The following is a 17,733-nucleotide window of genomic DNA, read 5'->3' on the forward strand; positions in this document are numbered from 1 at the left end:
AATGTCTATCAGGACAACCATTATCCTGTTCGGCCTGGTGCTTGGCCTGAGCTCCCCTGTCCACTGTCAAACCTACCGAGTCGAGAGGCCACCGCAAATGGAGCAGAAACTCAAAGCAGCCTATCTCAGTAAAGGCATCTCATATCGTCCGCGCACAGAGCACTTCAACGAGGACGGTTCACCGCGATACATCAATCGCCTGATCCTCGAAGACTCCCCCTATCTGCTACAGCACGCCCACAATCCCGTGGATTGGTATCCCTGGTCGGAAGAGGCCTTTGCACGAGCAAAACGGGAGAATAAGCCGGTCTTTCTCTCCATCGGCTACTCCCCCTGCCACTGGTGCCATGTGATGGAGAAAGAGAGCTTCGAAGATCCCGCCATTGCCGCCCTCCTGAATGAGCATTTCATCCCGATCAAGGTCGACAGGGAGAGCCACCCTGATGTGGATCAGGTCTATATGACTGCGGTGATGTTGCTGACCGGTCATGGCGGCTGGCCGATGTCGAGTTTCCTCACTCCCCAGGGCAAGCCCTTCTATGGCGGCACCTACTATACCCCGCAACAGTTCACTTCACTGCTGCAGCAGATATCGCGTCTTTGGCGGGAGCGCCAAAAGGATGTGGAAAAACAAGCCGAACAGGTGGCATCGGCGGTTGAGGCAAGCAACAGCCTCGCGGGAGAGGCCAAGGCGCTGGACCGCTCTGTCATCGGCAGTGCGGTGGATAGCATGCACCGCACATTCGACGAAATCCAGGGTGGATTCGGTCAGGCCCCTAAATTTCCGCGTGAACCCTGGCTCTACCTACTCCTCGACCAGGCGGAGAGAAGCGATCACAGGCAAGCGTTGCAGATGCTTGAAACAACCCTTGACCACATGGCCCGTGGCGGTATCTATGACCAGGTAGGGGGCGGCTTTCACCGCTACTCCACCGACTATGAGTGGTTGGTCCCCCACTTCGAGAAGATGCTCTATAACCAGGCCCATCTAAGCCGTATCTATCTCTCGGCATGGCGTCTGACTGGACGGGAACAGTTCCGCAGAGTGGCCACCCGGACCCTGGATTATATATTGCGGGAGATGACGCTTCCCGAAGGGGGTTTCTACTCAGCCACCGATGCCGACAGCGAGGGTGAAGAGGGCCTCTTCTTCGTCTGGACCATGGAGCAGATATCGGCAGCCCTGGCGCCACAGGATGCTGAGCTGGCCAACAGCCTGTACGGAGTGACGTCCCGGGGTAATTTTGAAGGGCGGAACATCCTCCACCTCAACCAGGATCTGGAGGAGTATGCCGAAGAGCACAATCTCGCCATCGCATCCCTCAGAACACAGCTCGATCGCATAAACAAAAAACTGCTGGAAGTTCGAAACCGACGCTCTCCTCCCTTGCGTGACGATAAGATCGTTACCGCCTGGAACGGCATGATGATCACCGCATTCGCCCAGGCCGCGCAAATCCTGGAAAATCCCGAGTACCGCAAGGCGGCCATCAAGGCAGCGGAGTTTATCTGGCAACACAACCGACGAGGCAAGGGCATGTTGTGGCGGGTTCATCTCGATGGCGAGTCCTCAATACCCGCCACACAAGAGGATTACGCCTATCTGGCCGAAGCGCTACTCTACCTCTACGACCTGACGGCAGAAGCCAAATGGCTGCAGCGGGCCGAGGAGTTGGCCCAGGCATTGACTGATCGTTTTTTTGATGCCGACGAAGGTGGCTTCTTTATGAATGAGGCTCAGAGTGGTATTACCGCCATGGGTCGTCCCAAGGATGAGGGCTCGGACAATGCCATGCCTTCCGGCAGCTCCGTGGCGATCCACGTCCTGCAACGCCTCTGGCAGCGTACCGGCAAGCTTGACTATCGCCGTCAGACGGATGCGTTGATCGCCCGCTTCGCCCCTTCAATCGAACGCAATCCAACCAGCTATGGCTATCTCCTGACCGCCACGGCCAGCCACCTTCATGGGGAGTTGGGGGGACTGGCCTACGCCGCCCAGGGAGGTATCAAAATCGAAGGAGCGGTAGCGTTGAGCTCGAATCAGCTGCTTTTGAGCGTCGATATCGATATCCCCGATGGCTGGCATATCAACTCCAACCAGCCGATGGCGAAAGACCTGATAGCAACCCGATTGAAGCTGTCGGAGAGGGTACAAGGATGGCAGATGGGGCCCGTCACCTATCCTGAAGAGGAGCACCAGGTCCTCGCCTTTCAACAACAACCCCTCTCTGTCTTCAGCGGCAAGGTACGCTTGCAGGCCCTGGTTTCAACCGAAGAGAGCAGCCCCACCGCACCCTTGATACTCCCATTGGAGATACGTCTGCAAGCCTGTAACGACCAGGTCTGTCTGGCACCGGAGACGGTCACACTGAGTCTCCCCCGGCCCCGTCCGTGATCGACAGGGGTCAAGACACAAGACATGGCCGAGACCGAATCAGTCCGCCGCGCCGAACAGGCGCTGACACTCCTGGTTCGAGCGGATCAGGCTATCCTCGATGGAGACCCCGGAAAACCAGTTTCCGGTCAACGCCAGAGAACCACCCTGCAGAGCGTTGTCGATCCAGGAAATCCGCTCATGGTGACCCAAGCGCAATGCAGGTAAACGATTGCTGCAACTGACATGTGACTCGATGGCCTCCATGCCTACGCCCAAAACCTCACTGATCCTGGCCATACGGCTGGCCTCATCCCGCCCGTTTGGCCGGAAGTGGAAGGTAAAGGCCCGGTAGGTTTCATCTGGCACAGGATCTCTCGAAACCACAGAGTAGAAATCATCATCGACACCGATGATGCCGGCCAGCGGCGGCAATCTGACCCGATCCGCTCTCACAAGCACGGCATGGCTTTCGATTGAGGCCATTTCGATCTCCTGCAGACGCGCAGCCAGATCCGGCATAGACTCCAGCAAAATTTTTGCCGCCACATCAGGCGCCACCGCCAGGGCAATATGCTTAGCCTGAATTGCGCCATTCCGGGTTACTGCCTGGTAGTGGTTATCGCCCTTTTCCAGCCTGATGACAGGGGTATCCGGGCGTATCTCAAGCGCGGATGCGATACCACCTATAAAAAATTGCAGTCCCTCAGGTCCGGTGTAGCTGCGGACAATCTCTTTACGGCGAGGTTTCTTGCGAAACAGGGCATCTGCGGGAAAATCGGCGGCTGGCTGGCAGACAACCGCATCCAATGCGGGACCCAGCACCTGCTTAAAGTTACGCTGTCCCATGATATGGCCAAAATAGTCTGCAACGGTGCGTTCTGCCTTTTTGCTCATCCACAGGCGCGGCAAGGCCCCGAGAAGCTCCAGGTAGTTCAATCTGGATGGAATGGAGGTCAGCCGGTCACCGGTCTGGAGCCAGTAGCGTAATTTCCGTTTCGGCTGCAGGTCGCCAAGTTGCCCACTCTCTTCAAGCAGTTGCAATAGATTCCCATAGCTGTTGTAGCAGGTATGTCCGCCCAGCTCCGCCCAGAACCTGCCCTCGTCAGTCTCAAACCTGTGGCTGTTGATGGCGCCACCGATGTGGCTGCCCGCCTCGAGAATCAGTGGTTCGATACCCTGACGTTTGGCCATCCGCGCCATGCCCAGGCCGCTGATGCCCGCGCCCACCACCAATAGGTCAACAACTCCATTGCTCATCGCACAACCCTAATCACCTATCAAAGAAAAACCGTGCCAGGATCCCTGGACACGGTTTCATCACAACATGCACTGTCCGATTCACGGGGGATCCGTGTGCCCAAACGCACGTCTCCCGCAGTATGATCGGTGAGATTTCTAGCCGCAGCCACCGCCTGAAGAGGAACCACAGGTGCCGCAACCACCCCCCACGGGCTGTAGATTGTTAAACACAAAACTGGCATTGCCATCGCCCTGATCGATGAAATCGATCTCGACGCCGCGCAGGTATTGCAAAGTGCCATCATCGACGATCACCTTGAAACCGTCACACTGGAGTATGCCGTCATTTTCATTGATCGCATCACTGAAGGTCATTCCGAAACTGATACCGCTGCAACCACCAGGGGTTGCGAATACCCGCACGCCCTCGATATTGTCATCGACCTGCTGAAACAGTTCGCCCATTTTTGTCTGTGCAGTGCTGGTCAGGGTTAAGTCGCTTTCGCTTAGGGCATTTAAATTCATGCCGTGTCTCCTAAAATTCAAGATGGTCGTATAGGCGCAATATTACCAAGAAATGGCATCGCCATGCCAATTAACATAGAAAAAAAGTTGGTTTTTATGGATGTTTGGCGGCCAATAACAGAAATGATGCTGTAGTATGCTCAGGTTGCCAACTGGTTTCGGGCATTCAGATCGTATAAATGGCGCTCGGCATCAAGCAGATGCTGTCCCCAATGCAGGTGGAATCCCAAGTGCCAGCCCTCTACAGCCCTCTGTGGATGCCCATCAAGCATATTGAGTCCGCTTTTAAGCTCACAGTAGATATCCGTCAGGTCATCCGCCAGGCTGCCGCTCATGCTCTGACCGTCGCCGGCCACATCATACTCCATCCAATAACTGTCGCGTTCACCCAACAACTGCCGCAGATAGGTATAAAGCTCAAATCTGGCATCCAGGTCTGCCGCTGTGTAGTGACAATTTCGCGGGGTCGGGAGATTGAGTGCCGCTACAGCCGCATGCAGACGTGGCAGCAGGCCTGCTACCTCTTGCAACCACTGGGTGTTGCCTTCCTGCAGACTCTCTACCAGTTCACAATAGTTGCGTGCCAGTGCTTGAAGTTCTTCTATTTGTGGACTCATCTCTCATTCCCTCACAGTCTGACTCGACCAGTGCCTGCAAGCTGTATCCTGTAGCCAGCGACCTGCCGATAACCGAATGACTGCTTAATACTACTGTTTCAATTGCTTCACACACCCTGAGTCTAGCAGTGATAGCGCTCAATCCTAGGAAAAACCCTTAATCCATCCACCCGTTTCAATTGAAAAAATATATCTCTCAAATGGTGGGGCGGCATAGGATATCGTTTTTTTGGGCCACCACAACCCCACAGATAAGGCTATCCATAAGAAAAACCACACAGATATTAAAAAAGGATACAATTCAGTCATGCATCTTAAATCACCCCATTTACCTGTGGTTTTAGCCATTGGCGGGCATGATCCCGGGGGGGGTGCCGGAATCCAGGCCGATATCGAGTCCATCGGGGCGAATGGCTGCCATGCCGCTACCGCCCTCACCTGCGTGACCGTACAGGACAGCTGTAACGTCAGTCAGTTGGTTCCTATTCCCCCCGCAACACTGGCGGATCAAATCAGTGCGACCCTCTCAGACTGCCAGGTAGCCATCATCAAGATCGGTCTGCTCGGCAGCCTGTCCGCAGCTGAGGCGATTGTTGAGATCCTACACAGGCATCCAACCATCCCTGTGGTGTTCGATCCGGTCCTGAGGGCGGGTGGTGGCGGTGAACTCGCCAATATGAGATTGATTGATTATATTCGGCAGACGCTGATCCCACTGTGCCGTCTGATCACACCCAACATACCCGAGGCCGTGAAATTGACCGATATGAATGGATTGTCCGCCCCGGATACCGTGGGCCGTCAACTGCTCGGCCTCGGTGCAGAAGCGGTATTGATAACCGGTACCCACGAACCGGACGAGAGAAGGGAGATCACCCACTATCTCTACCAGACCGGCGCCTCCCCAATCCACACATCCTGCAGGCGGCTGGCCGGCGTGTTTCACGGCTCCGGTTGTACCCTGGCATCCGCCATCGCGGCCAGAATGGCCGCGGGTGAAGCACTGCAGGTCGCGGTAGCGCAGGGGCTCGAATACAGCTGGTCGGCATTGACCCATGGATTCAAGACGGGAAAATGCCAATCCATCCCTGGACGACTCTACAGAATTTTACGACACCATGACGAGAGATAAGCGATCCGGCTTACGGGGTCTTTACGCCATAACCGATGCGCAACTCAGTCCCCAGCGTCACCTTCTGCAACACGTGGAACAGGCGCTGCTTGGTGGCGCCGCTATCATTCAATATCGGGATAAAACAGACAACGCCTCCCGGCGCCTCACCGATGCCACGGCCTTACAGCGCCTATGCAGCGTTCATGCCGCACGCCTGATCATCAATGATGATATCGAGCTGGCTAAACGGGTTGGAGCGGACGGTGTTCACCTGGGAGCTGAAGATGATGCACCCGGGTACGCTCGCAGGATATTGGGTGAAGATGCAATTATAGGCGTCTCCTGCTACGACCGAATCGATCTCGCCCACAGAGCGGTCGCTTCCGGGGCCGATTATATTGCTTTCGGACGTTTTTTCCCCTCGCGTGTAAAACCCGATGCAGTGCAGGCTCATCCGGAGCTGTTAACGATCGCCAAAAACAAATTCAAACTCCCCCTGGTTGCCATCGGTGGGATAACGCCGGAGAATGGCGCCCCATTGATCCGTGCAGGGGCAGACATGCTGGCTGTCATACACGGGGTGTTCGGACAGACGGATATTCAAGCCGCCTGCCGTCGACTGACAAGACTATTCGAGCCGGAGGAGGATTCACGATGAGCCGTTCCCATGACCTTTTTACCCAGGCACAGAAACATATTCCGGGAGGTGTCAATTCACCGGTCCGGGCCTTCCATGGGGTAGGCGGCGAGCCGGTTTTTGTCGACTGTGCCGCAGGGCCGTATATCTATGATCCGGATGGCAATCGATATATCGACTATGTCGGCTCCTGGGGGCCAATGATCCTCGGCCATTCACATCACGATGTTATCGAGGCCGTGGCCTCGGTGATCAATAAAGGCCTCAGCTTCGGCGCCCCCACCGAGCTTGAGAACCAGATGGCGGAGAAGGTTTGTGAACTGGTGCCGAGCATGGATCTGGTCCGCATGGTCAGCTCTGGCACAGAGGCCACCATGTCGGCGATCCGTCTGGCCCGAGGTTTTACCGGACGCGACAAGATCATCAAATTCGAAGGCTGTTATCACGGCCATTCGGACTCACTGCTGGTGAAAGCCGGTTCCGGGATGCTGACATTGGGCGAACCCTCCTCCCCCGGGGTGCCCGCCGCCCTGGCTGAACACACGATCACATTGAACTTCAATGACAGCCAACAGGTACGTGATACCTTCAATCGGCTTGGCGACAAAATCGCCTGCATCATAGTTGAACCGGTGGCCGGCAATATGAACTGCATCCCTCCTGTTCCCGGCTTTCTGGAAACCCTGCGCGAGGTATGCGACAAGCATGGAACAGTATTGATATTCGATGAAGTGATGACAGGTTTCAGGGTCGCTCTGGGCGGTGCGCAGGCACACTACGGCATCACTCCCGATTTGACCACCTTGGGCAAGGTGATCGGTGGCGGTATGCCGGTTGGCGCCTTTGGCGGCAGACACGATATCATGCAAAAGATCGCCCCACTGGGACCGGTCTATCAGGCAGGCACGCTCTCCGGCAATCCAGTCGCCATGAGTGCCGGTCTGAAAACCCTTGAACTGATTTCCGAGCCCGGCTTCCATGACCGTCTATCGGCTAAAGTCGAAAAACTGGTCGAAGGCATCATGCGACAGGCGGAGGCAGCCGGCGTTCCGCTGGCTGAAAATCATGTCGGCGGTATGTTTGGCCTGTTCTTCAGCGACAACGCCTCGGTTAACGATTACGCCGGTGCAACCGCATGCCACCAGGACCGCTTCAAAGCCTTTTATCATGCAATGCTGGAACGAGGCATCTATCTGGCGCCATCCGCTTTCGAAGCGGGATTTGTCTCTGATGCCCATAGTGACGAGGATATCGAAAACACTATCCGTGCTGCCGGGGAGTCATTCACAACATTGGAATAGTGTTAGGGCGTAGGAATGCAGGTTCCACACCTGCCGACAGTCATTCAATCGTTTGTGCGAGCCGCTATCGATGAGTGAGTTTTTCACCCCCCTGCTGGCATGGATCGGAGAAAACCCGCTCTGGGCAGGTTTGACGGTCTTCGTCGTAGCCTTTTCCGAATCGGTCGCCATTATCGGCCTGATTGTACCCGGTGTGGTATTGATGTTCGGTTTCGGCGCACTGATCGCCACCGGTATCCTGGAATTCTGGGCCGTCTTCTGGTGGGCCGTCGCCGGCGCGGTGGCGGGGGATGGGCTCAGCTTCTGGCTGGGGCACCATTTTCAGGACAGGTTGCGAGGCTTCTGGCCATTCAACCGTCATCCCGCCACCTTGCAACGGGGTATCACCTTCTTCCAGCGTTATGGGGGTAAAAGTGTGGCCCTCGGCCGGTTCTTCGGACCCGTGCGCGCCATCATCCCCCTCGTGGCAGGCATGTTGGGGATGCCCCCGTTGCGTTTCCTAGCCGCCAACATTCTCTCGGCGCTGGTTTGGGCTCCGGCCTACCTGTTGCCCGGTATCGTGTTTGGCGCCTCCCTGGAACTCGCATCGGAGGTCGCCTTCCGGCTGGTCGCCCTCATGATATTACTGTTGTTTCTGGCCTGGGCCCTGTTCATCCTCGTCCGAACACTGTTCAGGTTGATTCAACCCCATGCCACTACCCTGGTCCAGCTGGGCTTCGAGTGGGGACAGCTGCATAGAGGTTTCAGGTCGATCTCCCGCTCCCTGGCTGATCCGAACCATCCCGAGGCCCGTGGACTGGCATTCCTTGCAACCCTATTGCTGCTCGCTGCATTGCTGTTCGTTCTGATCACCGGCATCGTTTTAGATGGCTCATTGACAAAAAAGACCGATCTTCTGTTCTATAGCGGTCTGCAAAGCCTGCACACACCCTGGGGTGACCAGCTGATGGTGTTGTTCACCAGCCTGGGTGATATCGGCCCGATTCTCTGGATTGCCTTGGGGGTTGCCATACTCCTGCTGCTGCAAGGTCATCAGCGGGCCTTCTACTATCTGTTTGCAGCAACCGCATTTGGGATGCTGGCACCGCTGCTGCTCAAATACAGCCTGCGCATACCTCGACCGCCCAACTCACCGGATTCCCTGGGCCCATGGTCCTTCCCGAGTGCACATGTGTTACGCAGTGTAACCCTGTACGGATTTCTCTCGATCATGATTGCCAGGACGCTGATTCGTGAATGGCGCTGGTTTCCATACAGTATCGCTGCGCTGGCAATCGGTGCAGTTGCCCTCTCAAGGCTCTATTTGGGGGTCCACTGGGCTACTGATATTCTAGGTAGCCTCACCCTGGGAATCGCCTGGATAGCCCTGCTCGGTATTGCATACTATCGCCATGTGGAAGCGGAAACCCATCCAGCCACCCTGATCGGTACCACACTCTTGTTGCTTTTATCATGCGGCAGCTATGGCTGGTTCAATGCAGCTGAAAGATCCGCCGTCTATCAACGCACACCAGAGATTGTGCAGATCTCCCTTGAGGCATGGTGGAGCGGCCAGGCCGGTTTACCGCTATACCGCAATGATATCTTTGGTAACAAGGACCATCCCCTGAACATACAGTTGGCAGGCGATCATGCACAACTCGCCGACCTGCTAAAACCGCATGGCTGGCACCGGGCGGAGATGCTGGGATGGAGCAATCTGTTGCGTCTGTTGTCTCCCAAAGCCCAGCTTGAGACCCTGCCCATACCGCCGCAGGCGCATGACGCGCGTCATGAGGAATTGGTCATGGTCAAACCCCTCTCGGATCAACGACGGCTGCTGCTGAGGCTCTGGTCGACACCACTCAGACTCGACCCTGACGGTTTGAGAATATCCATCGGTAACGTAACACTACAAAGCGCCGAAACCGTGATCGGCATGTTGACCATACCACGGACGGTCCGACAATTTGAACAACCAATCGACATGCTAAGACAAAATCTCGTGCAACTGCAGGATGGTGTCAAACTTGACCCGGGCACTCCGACCAGACTGATACTGAAACCACGCCAATGACCGGGCTATCAATCCCGACCCTACTCACGGATTAAAGCAAAATATACTTTGGTCGAAGTATATGTGTGAATTACCGAAATTACTTATCGTACGTTATACCCTGTCCTACAATAATAATGATAAACGACGAAGGAATGGAAGCCGCAGAATCCGCAATGTGTTTAAGCAATTGAAACGACAAACCCGATATTCAATCAGGTATCTTTTCACCATACTTCTATTATGGTTACCCATCTCTGTGGTATTGGCGGATACGACAGATGTACGCATTGGTGTACTGGCAAAAAGGGGCCCTGAAAAAAGCCTGGAACGATGGAGCGCGACGGCAGATTATCTAAACACCACCCTGCCCGCCTATCGGTTCAGAATCATACCCATGGCTTTCGATGACATTCAGATCCTGGTTAAAAACCAGATGGTCGATTTCGTCATCGTGAATCCGGGAATCTATGTGAACCTTTCGGTCAAATATGGGATCAGACGGGTACTCACCCTGATCAATAAACTGTCCCACGAAAGCCAGGTATCCAATTTTGGCAGTGTCGTCTTCACCCTCAATGAGCTGGAGAGTATTCGAAATCTGGCTGACCTGAAAGATCAGCGTGTTGCTGCAGTTCACAGCACATCTCTCGGCGGATGGATCATGGCGCGAAGGGAGTTGCGAGTTGAGGGTCTGGAAAAATGGGATTTCGCCTCGTTGCTGTTCCTCAACACCCATGATGCGGTTGTGAACGCAGTCTTGAATCGGGAAGCGGAGGTCGGCATCGTCAGAACCGACACCCTGGAACGGATGGCTCAGGAAGGTAAGCTGAATCAGGCTGACCTTCGTATCATTTCACCCAAGTTTTATGACGACTATCCTTATGCCATAAGTACGCCGCTTCATCCCGAATGGCCCTTATCGCAACTAGCCAGCACACCTAAAGCCCTAGCAAAAGACGTCGCATTGGCGCTTTTGAATCTTCCCCCCGATCACCCGGCCGCCCTTGATGCCAACATACACGGATGGACAATTCCCGAGAACTATCAGGCAGTACATGATCTTTTGGCGCAGTTGGAGATGCCTCCCTACGAAAAAAAACTGAAATACAGATTTCTCGATTCGATTGTTGATATCTTGTACAGGTACTTGTTGGTTCTGCTTGTCCTGGTAATCCTAATGATGCTTGTCACGCGACTGATTCGACTCAATCGATCGCTGACAGCGCATAAGAAAACCCTGGAAGAGAGCGAACATGCGCAAATTATTACCTTTCAACAGGCCCCGGTAGGGCTAGCCCATATCAGCCTGAACGGGAAGGTAGTGCGTCTTAATAATAGACTGAGCGAAATCGTCGCACTGACACCTGAACAAATCATGGAGATAAACCTCAAGGAACTGCTGTTCAGCGAGGATGTACCTTTATGCACCGCCGCCTTCGACAAACTTCGCAGTAAAGAGATGAGCAGAATCTCTGCTCAAGTGCGCCTGGTTTGCGCCAATGGCACCACCAAGTGGATCCAGCTTTCACTTTCCACCATAGCCAATCATCGCAACGGTGACGACCATTTGATTGCGGTGATCGATGATATCGATCAGTATAAAAAAATTGAGGAGGAGTCGTTACATGCCAAACAGTTGAAAGAACTGATTCTGGATATCGCGGGTGCTGGCATTATCGGCATCGACAGCCAGGCAAATCACATTTTTGTCAACCCTGCAGCGGCGGACATGCTGGGATTCACCATCGACGAGTTACTCGATAAGAACAGCCATGCCACATGGCACCATAGCAGAGAGGATGGCAGCGAGTTTCCTGAATCGGAATGTCCGATAACCAAGGTACTTGAACATGGCAATATGCATCGTGGAGAACAGGAGACAATCTGGCGGAAGAACGGCAAACCCCTGCGGGTCAATTACATCAGCACGCCGATCATGGAGGAGAACACGGTTATCGGAGCAGTGATCGTTTTTCATCGTGACGCCCTATCGAACCCTGACAAACTTGCTGTGGCCACGTCATGAATTCAGGCAGATTGGTTCGAATCTACCTACTTCTTCTGGTATTCATCACCACCCTTGGAGGCCTGTTGTTCTGGGGTATCTATCACCAAACCCTGAACACAATCGTGAGCGAGCTGAAACTCGAATCGAACATCCTCATCAATCAATTATCAAAACAGATCAGCCTCGCATTTATCGAAATACACTCCGATCTGCTCTACATAATCGAACAACAGGAACTTCGTGATCTGAATCCGGAAAATACAACTCCAATCAAACTCGACCATATTCAGGAATCATGGAAATCCCTGGTTCTGCAACGAAAACGTTATGATCAGATACGCTTTCTCGACCACACCGGGCAGGAGCGCATACGCGTCAACTACAACAACGAAAATCCCATTGTAATTGAAGACGAGCACCTGCAATCCAAAAAGCACCGTTACTACTTTACCGAGTCGATCAATACACCGCCCGGCACCATATACAGTACCCAGCTGGACCTGAATATCGAGAACCAACAGATCGAGCTGCCGCTGAAACCGACAATCCGATTTGCCTCGCCAGTCTATGACAACAACAGTGAAACCATCGGTGTCGTCATACTCAACTACCTGGCAGATAATATCCTGAATGAGTTTCGCAGAATCTCCGCCGGCTTTGCCGGGAACGCCATATTACTTAATTGGCAGGGTTATACATTATTGAGCCCTGAGAGCGCCCAGGACTGGGGTTTCATGTTTCCCGATAGTCCCCAGACCGGAATCAATGTGCAACATGCCACTGCCTGGCGCACCATCCAACAATTGAATCGCGGTCAGGAAATCAACCAGCAAGGCCTTTATACTTTCGACGCCATCAATCCTTCGGGCAACAAGTTGGATAGTTACTGCGCAAGCTGTCTCCGGGTACTCCTGCAAATACCGAAAGAACTGATCGACGCAAGATTATGGAGACAACTTACCAGCAGTGTACACCTGCTCGGCACAACACTCATAATCCTGTTTGTCGTATTGGCGATTGCAATCTGGAATCGCGAAAAGCGCAATCTCAATGAACGGCAGCTTCAAAATTTAAACAAACGTATATCTCATGAACATGATCTGTTCCTTAGCGGACCCAGTATCATCGCCAAGCTGCGAAATGAGCTGGGATGGCCGGTAGAGTTCATTTCTTCCAACATCACTGATTTTCTGGGCTATGAACCTGATAAATTCACGGCTGGCGAATTGACATTTTCCAACCTCATCGATCCCGACTACCTGCAGCAATACTCCCAGGAAAACATCCAGGCTGACCGGGACCGAGCCACTGATTTCAAACGTAGTCCATATAAAATCATCGACCACGCAAATAAGCGCAAATGGGTTCAGGATACAACCCATCTCATCCGTGACGAATTTGGTAAACTGACCCATTACTTTATCCATATCAGCGACATTACCCACCTCAAACAGGTGGAAGAACAACTCACGGAATCACACAACTACATCCAGCGGGTAATCGACGCCATTGCCGATCCAACTCTTGTGATCGATATCAACACCCATCAATTAAAATTGGCAAACCAATCCGCCATCAACCTTTATACCAACGATAAACAGCTGAAGGAAGGCGTCACATGCTACCGTCTAACCCATAAACGCAATACCCCGTGCAGCGGCAAACATGATCCTTGCCCGATCACTGAGATATTAAAGACCAAGCATACTGTATCTGCTGTACACAAACATTATGACAGTGAAGGCAGAGTGATGCATGTGGATGTACGCGCCACTCCAATCTTTGATGAATCCGGTGAGAATCTGGTGCAGATTATCGAGTCGCACCGTGATATCACCGACACTGTGAAGATGGAGAAGCAGTTACAATATATCGCTGAAACAGATCGCTTGACTCAGATCTATAACCGAACAAAATTCGATGAAGAGTTGAAAAATCAAATCGCCTGGGCCAGCCTGGCCAATCAAAATTTCGGTCTGATCATGCTCGACCTTGATCATTTCAAGGATGTCAACGACAACCATGGTCACGATACGGGTGACAAGGTATTGAAACGTACGGTAGAACTGTTACACAACCGAATCCGCAAATCAGACATCCTTGCCCGCTGGGGTGGTGAGGAATTTATGATCATCGCCCCCCAGATACAACAGGATGATATGTTTGCGATGATCGAGTCTCTTCGAGAGGCTATAGCGGGAATCGATCACGAGCATGTGGGAACAGTAACAGCCAGTTTCGGTGCGACTATACTTACGCCCAACGATAATATTCAATCCCTGCTCAAACGAGTGGACATGGCACTCTACCGTTCGAAAAACAGCGGCCGCAACCGTTGCACTATTCTTTAAGGGCTTATTCCAACAATCAGTGACGACTGGTTTGCAATTCAACTGCAAAGCTATTCGAACAGTCAACAAATAGAGTAGTATCTGCTCCCGGCAGCCTGAGCTGCCTCAAACTCTGGTTCCTAAATTGTTTGCGCTGTTGGCTGGCATGGAACATGAAGTTAGGCCAATGCAATTGATGAAACCGGATATGCGCAGTAAATCATGAGGTAACAAAATGAAGAAAACGACCTGTCTTGCAGGCATATGCCTGGCTGGATCCCTTCTCACCGGTTGTAGTGACAATAACGATTTCAAACCTGCTACAGGTATGGACGGCATGGATATCTATGCCAATGCTTGCTCCCATTGCCATGGTGTAAACGGTAGCGGAAAATTTGGCTTTTTGTTGAAACTGACCGGCAGCGGCAGCAACACGGAAGAGATCGTCCACAAGATCCGCAATGGCGGCCACATCATGCCGGCATTTCCGAATATCGATACCCAGCATGCCGGGCTTGTTGCCGCCTATATCAAGACATTGTAGCACCCCACCTGGGCATCAAACGATGATCAATATCCAGTTGATCGAGAATCCGGCCGACCATGAAGTCGATGATCTCCTGAAGTGTTGTAGGGTTGTGATAGAAGCCGGGGTTGGCCGGCATGATCAAGGCCCCCATACGACTCAGCTTCAGCATGTTCTCCAGGTGAATCTCTGAGAAGGGCGTTTCCCGCACGACCAGAATAAGCTTGCGGCGCTCCTTCAGCACGACATCAGCCGCACGTTCGATGAGATCGTTACTCGCACCACAGGCAATGGCCGACAAGGTGCCGGTGGTACAGGGACAGACCACCATGGCGCCGGGCGGATTGGATCCACTCGCCACGGGCGCCATCCACTGTTGTCTACCGAATACCCGCAATTGATCCGCTCTTGCATTAAATCTTTCCATCAACACTCTTTCCATCTCTGCAGGCTGCCCGGGCAGTTCCAGATCGCTCTCCATTTTCAACACGATCTGACCGGCCTGGCTGATCATCATATAGATATCCCTGTCTGCCGCGATCAGCGATTCGATAAGACGCAAAGCATAGGCGCTGCCGGATGCGCCGGTGATCGCCACAGCGACGGGGTCTTGGCTCTTTTCCATACGGTTATTCCCCTGATCAGTGGGTGACAAGTTGCGAATAGGTTAGCCGCAAATGAACGCCAATCACCGCAAATAAACGTAAATGTTCTGTTTGAGGATAGTGTCGAACACCGACTTTCAAACCAGGTGCCATGCGATCTAAAACCCTACATAGGCTATCTCCCGCGATGGCTGATTGGGTAATTGGTTGCCTGTCAGCTATGCACATAGTTATACACTTTGCGAAAACTTGCGGTGATTGTCGTTCATTTGCGGTAAATAAATAGTCCTGATTCGACAGGTTTGGTGTTGAGTCAATCAAACTACTTGAGACGCAAGCGTTATTGTATGTAATGACTGGATTTCAGGGCATCCAGCAGACGCTGATGTATCGCCTCAAAGCCGCCGTTGCTCATCACCAGTATATGGTCTCCCGGTCGAGCCATCTCCACAGCCAGGGAGACCATTGATGCGGTATCGCTAAAAAGTTCGGCCCTATCCCCCAGAGAAGCCAGTGCGGCAGCGGCATCCCACTGCAGATCGTCCGGCATGAACATCATCACCTGATCGGCGGTCCGCAGCGCATCTGCCAGGCGGTCAGCATGCACTCCCCGCTTCATGGTATTCGATCTGGGTTCCAATAGGGCGATGATTCGTGCATCGCCAACCTGTTTGCGTAAACCATCGAGGGTGGTCTCTATGGCTGTTGGATGATGGGCAAAATCGTCATACACACGTACCCCGTTCACCTCTCCACACAATTCCATGCGTCGTTTGACGTTCTTAAAGCCACTGAAGGCCTCGATGGCGGCCCCTGGCCGCACCCCGGTATGGCGGGCAGCGGCAAGCGCTGCCAGGGCGTTGGCGACATTGTGATTCCCGATCAGTTCCCAACTGACACGTCCCTGCATCTCACCCTCGCAGACAACATCGAAACTGTGGCCATCAGCGGTGGTATGCTCGGCATGCCATCCCGCTTCGATCTCCGGATCGAAAAACTCCAGGGGCGTCCACACCCCCATATCCAATACGTCACTGATATTACCATCGTTCAACGGACTGATGATCAATCCTTCGGCGGGAACGGTCCTGACCAGATGGTGAAACTGGCGCTGTATCATCGCCAGATCATCGAATATATCGGCATGATCGAATTCAAGGTTATTCATGATCAATGTGCGTGGCCGATAGTGGACGAATTTGGACCGCTTGTCGAAAAAAGCGGTATCGTACTCGTCCGCCTCGACCACGAAGAACGGAGAGTCACCCAAGCGGGCGGATAGACCGAAGTTTTCCGGAACACCGCCGATCAGAAAACCCGGTTGCAGACCCGCCTGCTCGAGGATCCAGGCAAGCAGACTGGCGGTACTGGTCTTGCCATGGGTTCCTGCCACCGCCAACACCCAACGCCCCTGTAAAACATGCTCCGCCAGCCACTGGGGTCCGGAGGTATAGGGCAATCCCCGATTCAGCATCGCCTCCACGGCGGGATTGCCGCGGGTCATGGCATTCCCCACCACGACCATGTCGGGCGCAGGTTGCAGGTGATCCGCCTCGAACCCCTCCATCAGATCTATCCCCGCCTGTTCAAGTTGTGTACTCATGGGAGGATAGACATTGGCATCCGAACCGCTGACCCGATGACCCAGGGCTCGCGCCAGCAGTGCGATTCCACCCATGAAAGTACCGCAGATTCCGAGGATATGTATGTGCATCAGACAGCTACCGGAAAAAGATGACTCATGATACTCCAGGCCATGAGGGTATAGAGCAGTGCAAAGCCGATACCCAGGTTCAGGCTGATCTCGAATGCATGACGAAGAATGTGGCCAAGTACCACGATGCTCCAGACGAACAGTACCAGCAATAAAAGTTCCGACTCGCTCGATTCACTGCGATGCCTCCATGCTACCAAGGGTAGCGCGAGAAGGCTCAACAGCAGACCGCTGAGCAAAGTCGCGCTGGCTGTCTGATTAAAACGCGGCAGCCGGCTTCTGATACTCAGGGCTGCGGTGAGTACACCCAGCATCAGCGCCAGACCGAACAGGTTCTCCAGAACGGCACGAAACAGCCCCAACCGCCCATCCAAAACCATCGCAGTACCGACCAGCAGGTTCAATAGTATCAATAACCAGAGTAGATGGTTCGAGGCAGGTAAATCCTGGGGCGCACTGCGTAACAGGCAGAGATCGACCGCACTTTTCAACAGGGCCATCAAGCTTGCAACCTCACTTCACTGATCAATTGGCGGTCAGACTCCCCGCTCTTTTTCTCGAGGCGCTGTCCCTCATCAAGGGAGTAACGAACTGACGCGGCATAGGCCGCAATTGGACGCCAATCACCGCAAACTATCGCGAATGGCATGACAATGCGCATGGCTAGCATCCTATTCCCATTGCGGACAGTTTGTGTGTATT

General features: G+C 53.5%; 15 protein-coding genes. 8 read left to right on the top strand and 7 right to left on the bottom strand.

Translation table 11 applies throughout. From position 1 onward, the window contains the following. Nucleotide 1 precedes the first annotated feature (1 nt). Nucleotides 2-2,395 (top strand): thioredoxin domain-containing protein, encoded by a 2,394-nt coding sequence (locus tag CODIS_RS03190; RefSeq protein ID WP_083220525.1) that lies wholly within the window; start codon nucleotides 2-4, stop codon nucleotides 2,393-2,395. A 39-nt stretch (nucleotides 2,396-2,434) separates the two neighbouring features. On the opposite strand, the gene CODIS_RS03195 is transcribed toward CODIS_RS03190, so the two are convergent. The 3 genes from CODIS_RS03195 to CODIS_RS03205 all read right to left on the bottom strand — a co-directional run bounded on the left by CODIS_RS03195 (nucleotide 2,435) and on the right by CODIS_RS03205 (nucleotide 4,758). After that, nucleotides 2,435-3,634, bottom strand: coding sequence for a protoporphyrinogen/coproporphyrinogen oxidase (locus tag CODIS_RS03195; protein WP_069121285.1), 1,200 nt, complete (start codon nucleotides 3,632-3,634; stop codon nucleotides 2,435-2,437). 138 nt (nucleotides 3,635-3,772) lie between these two features. Beyond that, complete coding sequence (locus CODIS_RS03200) at nucleotides 3,773-4,141, bottom strand: HesB/IscA family protein (protein ID WP_069121286.1); 369 nt, start codon at nucleotides 4,139-4,141, stop codon at nucleotides 3,773-3,775. 140 nt (nucleotides 4,142-4,281) lie between these two features. Next, complete coding sequence (locus CODIS_RS03205; RefSeq protein WP_069121287.1) at nucleotides 4,282-4,758, bottom strand: DUF5063 domain-containing protein; 477 nt, start codon at nucleotides 4,756-4,758, stop codon at nucleotides 4,282-4,284. Nucleotides 4,759-5,065: 307 nt separating this feature from the next. Here CODIS_RS03205 and thiD point away from each other — a divergent pair, with 307 nt between their 5' ends. From thiD to CODIS_RS03240, 7 genes are all read left to right on the top strand, one after another. Further along, a complete protein-coding gene (gene thiD / locus CODIS_RS03210; protein ID WP_069121288.1) occupies nucleotides 5,066-5,890 on the top strand; it encodes a bifunctional hydroxymethylpyrimidine kinase/phosphomethylpyrimidine kinase in 825 nt (274 codons plus the stop codon). Then, nucleotides 5,877-6,530, top strand: coding sequence for a thiamine phosphate synthase (gene thiE / locus CODIS_RS03215; RefSeq protein ID WP_069121289.1), 654 nt, complete (start codon nucleotides 5,877-5,879; stop codon nucleotides 6,528-6,530). The genes thiD and thiE overlap by 14 nt, the downstream gene beginning before the upstream one ends. Next, nucleotides 6,527-7,810: a glutamate-1-semialdehyde 2,1-aminomutase gene (gene hemL, locus CODIS_RS03220; RefSeq protein ID WP_069121290.1), complete on the top strand. Its 1,284-nt coding sequence runs from the start codon at nucleotides 6,527-6,529 to the stop codon at nucleotides 7,808-7,810. The genes thiE and hemL overlap by 4 nt, the downstream gene beginning before the upstream one ends. A gap of 70 nt (nucleotides 7,811-7,880) precedes the next feature. Further along, a complete protein-coding gene (locus tag CODIS_RS03225) occupies nucleotides 7,881-9,866 on the top strand; it encodes a bifunctional DedA family/phosphatase PAP2 family protein (RefSeq protein ID WP_069121291.1) in 1,986 nt (661 codons plus the stop codon). A gap of 169 nt (nucleotides 9,867-10,035) precedes the next feature. Beyond that, nucleotides 10,036-11,874 carry a PhnD/SsuA/transferrin family substrate-binding protein gene (locus CODIS_RS03230; protein ID WP_162420115.1) on the top strand — a complete coding sequence of 613 codons (1,839 nt, stop codon included), beginning with the start codon at nucleotides 10,036-10,038 and terminating at the stop codon, nucleotides 11,872-11,874. Beyond that, nucleotides 11,871-14,207, top strand: a complete 2,337-nt coding sequence (locus CODIS_RS03235) for a diguanylate cyclase (protein WP_069121293.1) — start codon at nucleotides 11,871-11,873, stop codon at nucleotides 14,205-14,207. Before CODIS_RS03230 ends, CODIS_RS03235 begins: the two co-directional genes overlap by 4 nt. Nucleotides 14,208-14,421: 214 nt before the next feature. Continuing rightward, nucleotides 14,422-14,730 carry a c-type cytochrome gene (locus CODIS_RS03240; protein ID WP_069121294.1) on the top strand — a complete coding sequence of 103 codons (309 nt, stop codon included), beginning with the start codon at nucleotides 14,422-14,424 and terminating at the stop codon, nucleotides 14,728-14,730. Here the strand turns inward: CODIS_RS03240 and CODIS_RS03245 are convergent. From CODIS_RS03245 to CODIS_RS20825, 4 genes are all read right to left on the bottom strand, one after another. Next, nucleotides 14,717-15,337: a flavin prenyltransferase UbiX gene (locus CODIS_RS03245; RefSeq protein ID WP_069121295.1), complete on the bottom strand. Its 621-nt coding sequence runs from the start codon at nucleotides 15,335-15,337 to the stop codon at nucleotides 14,717-14,719. The two genes, CODIS_RS03240 and CODIS_RS03245, sit on opposite strands and share 14 nt — an antisense overlap. 320 nt (nucleotides 15,338-15,657) lie before the next feature. Then, the gene (gene mpl / locus CODIS_RS03250; protein ID WP_069121296.1) at nucleotides 15,658-17,031 is read right to left on the bottom strand and encodes a UDP-N-acetylmuramate:L-alanyl-gamma-D-glutamyl-meso-diaminopimelate ligase; all 1,374 of its coding nucleotides are present in this window, start codon (nucleotides 17,029-17,031) and stop codon (nucleotides 15,658-15,660) included. After that, nucleotides 17,031-17,531 carry a hypothetical protein gene (locus tag CODIS_RS03255; RefSeq protein WP_235615116.1) on the bottom strand — a complete coding sequence of 167 codons (501 nt, stop codon included), beginning with the start codon at nucleotides 17,529-17,531 and terminating at the stop codon, nucleotides 17,031-17,033. The genes mpl and CODIS_RS03255 overlap by 1 nt, the downstream gene beginning before the upstream one ends. Beyond that, nucleotides 17,531-17,692: a hypothetical protein gene (locus CODIS_RS20825; protein ID WP_154722994.1), complete on the bottom strand. Its 162-nt coding sequence runs from the start codon at nucleotides 17,690-17,692 to the stop codon at nucleotides 17,531-17,533. Before CODIS_RS20825 ends, CODIS_RS03255 begins: the two co-directional genes overlap by 1 nt. Between the last annotated feature and the right edge of the window lie 41 nt (nucleotides 17,693-17,733).

The sequence above is a fragment of the Candidatus Thiodiazotropha endolucinida genome (genome assembly GCF_001715975.1).
GTDB lineage: Bacteria > Pseudomonadota > Gammaproteobacteria > Chromatiales > Chromatiaceae > Thiodiazotropha > Thiodiazotropha endolucinida.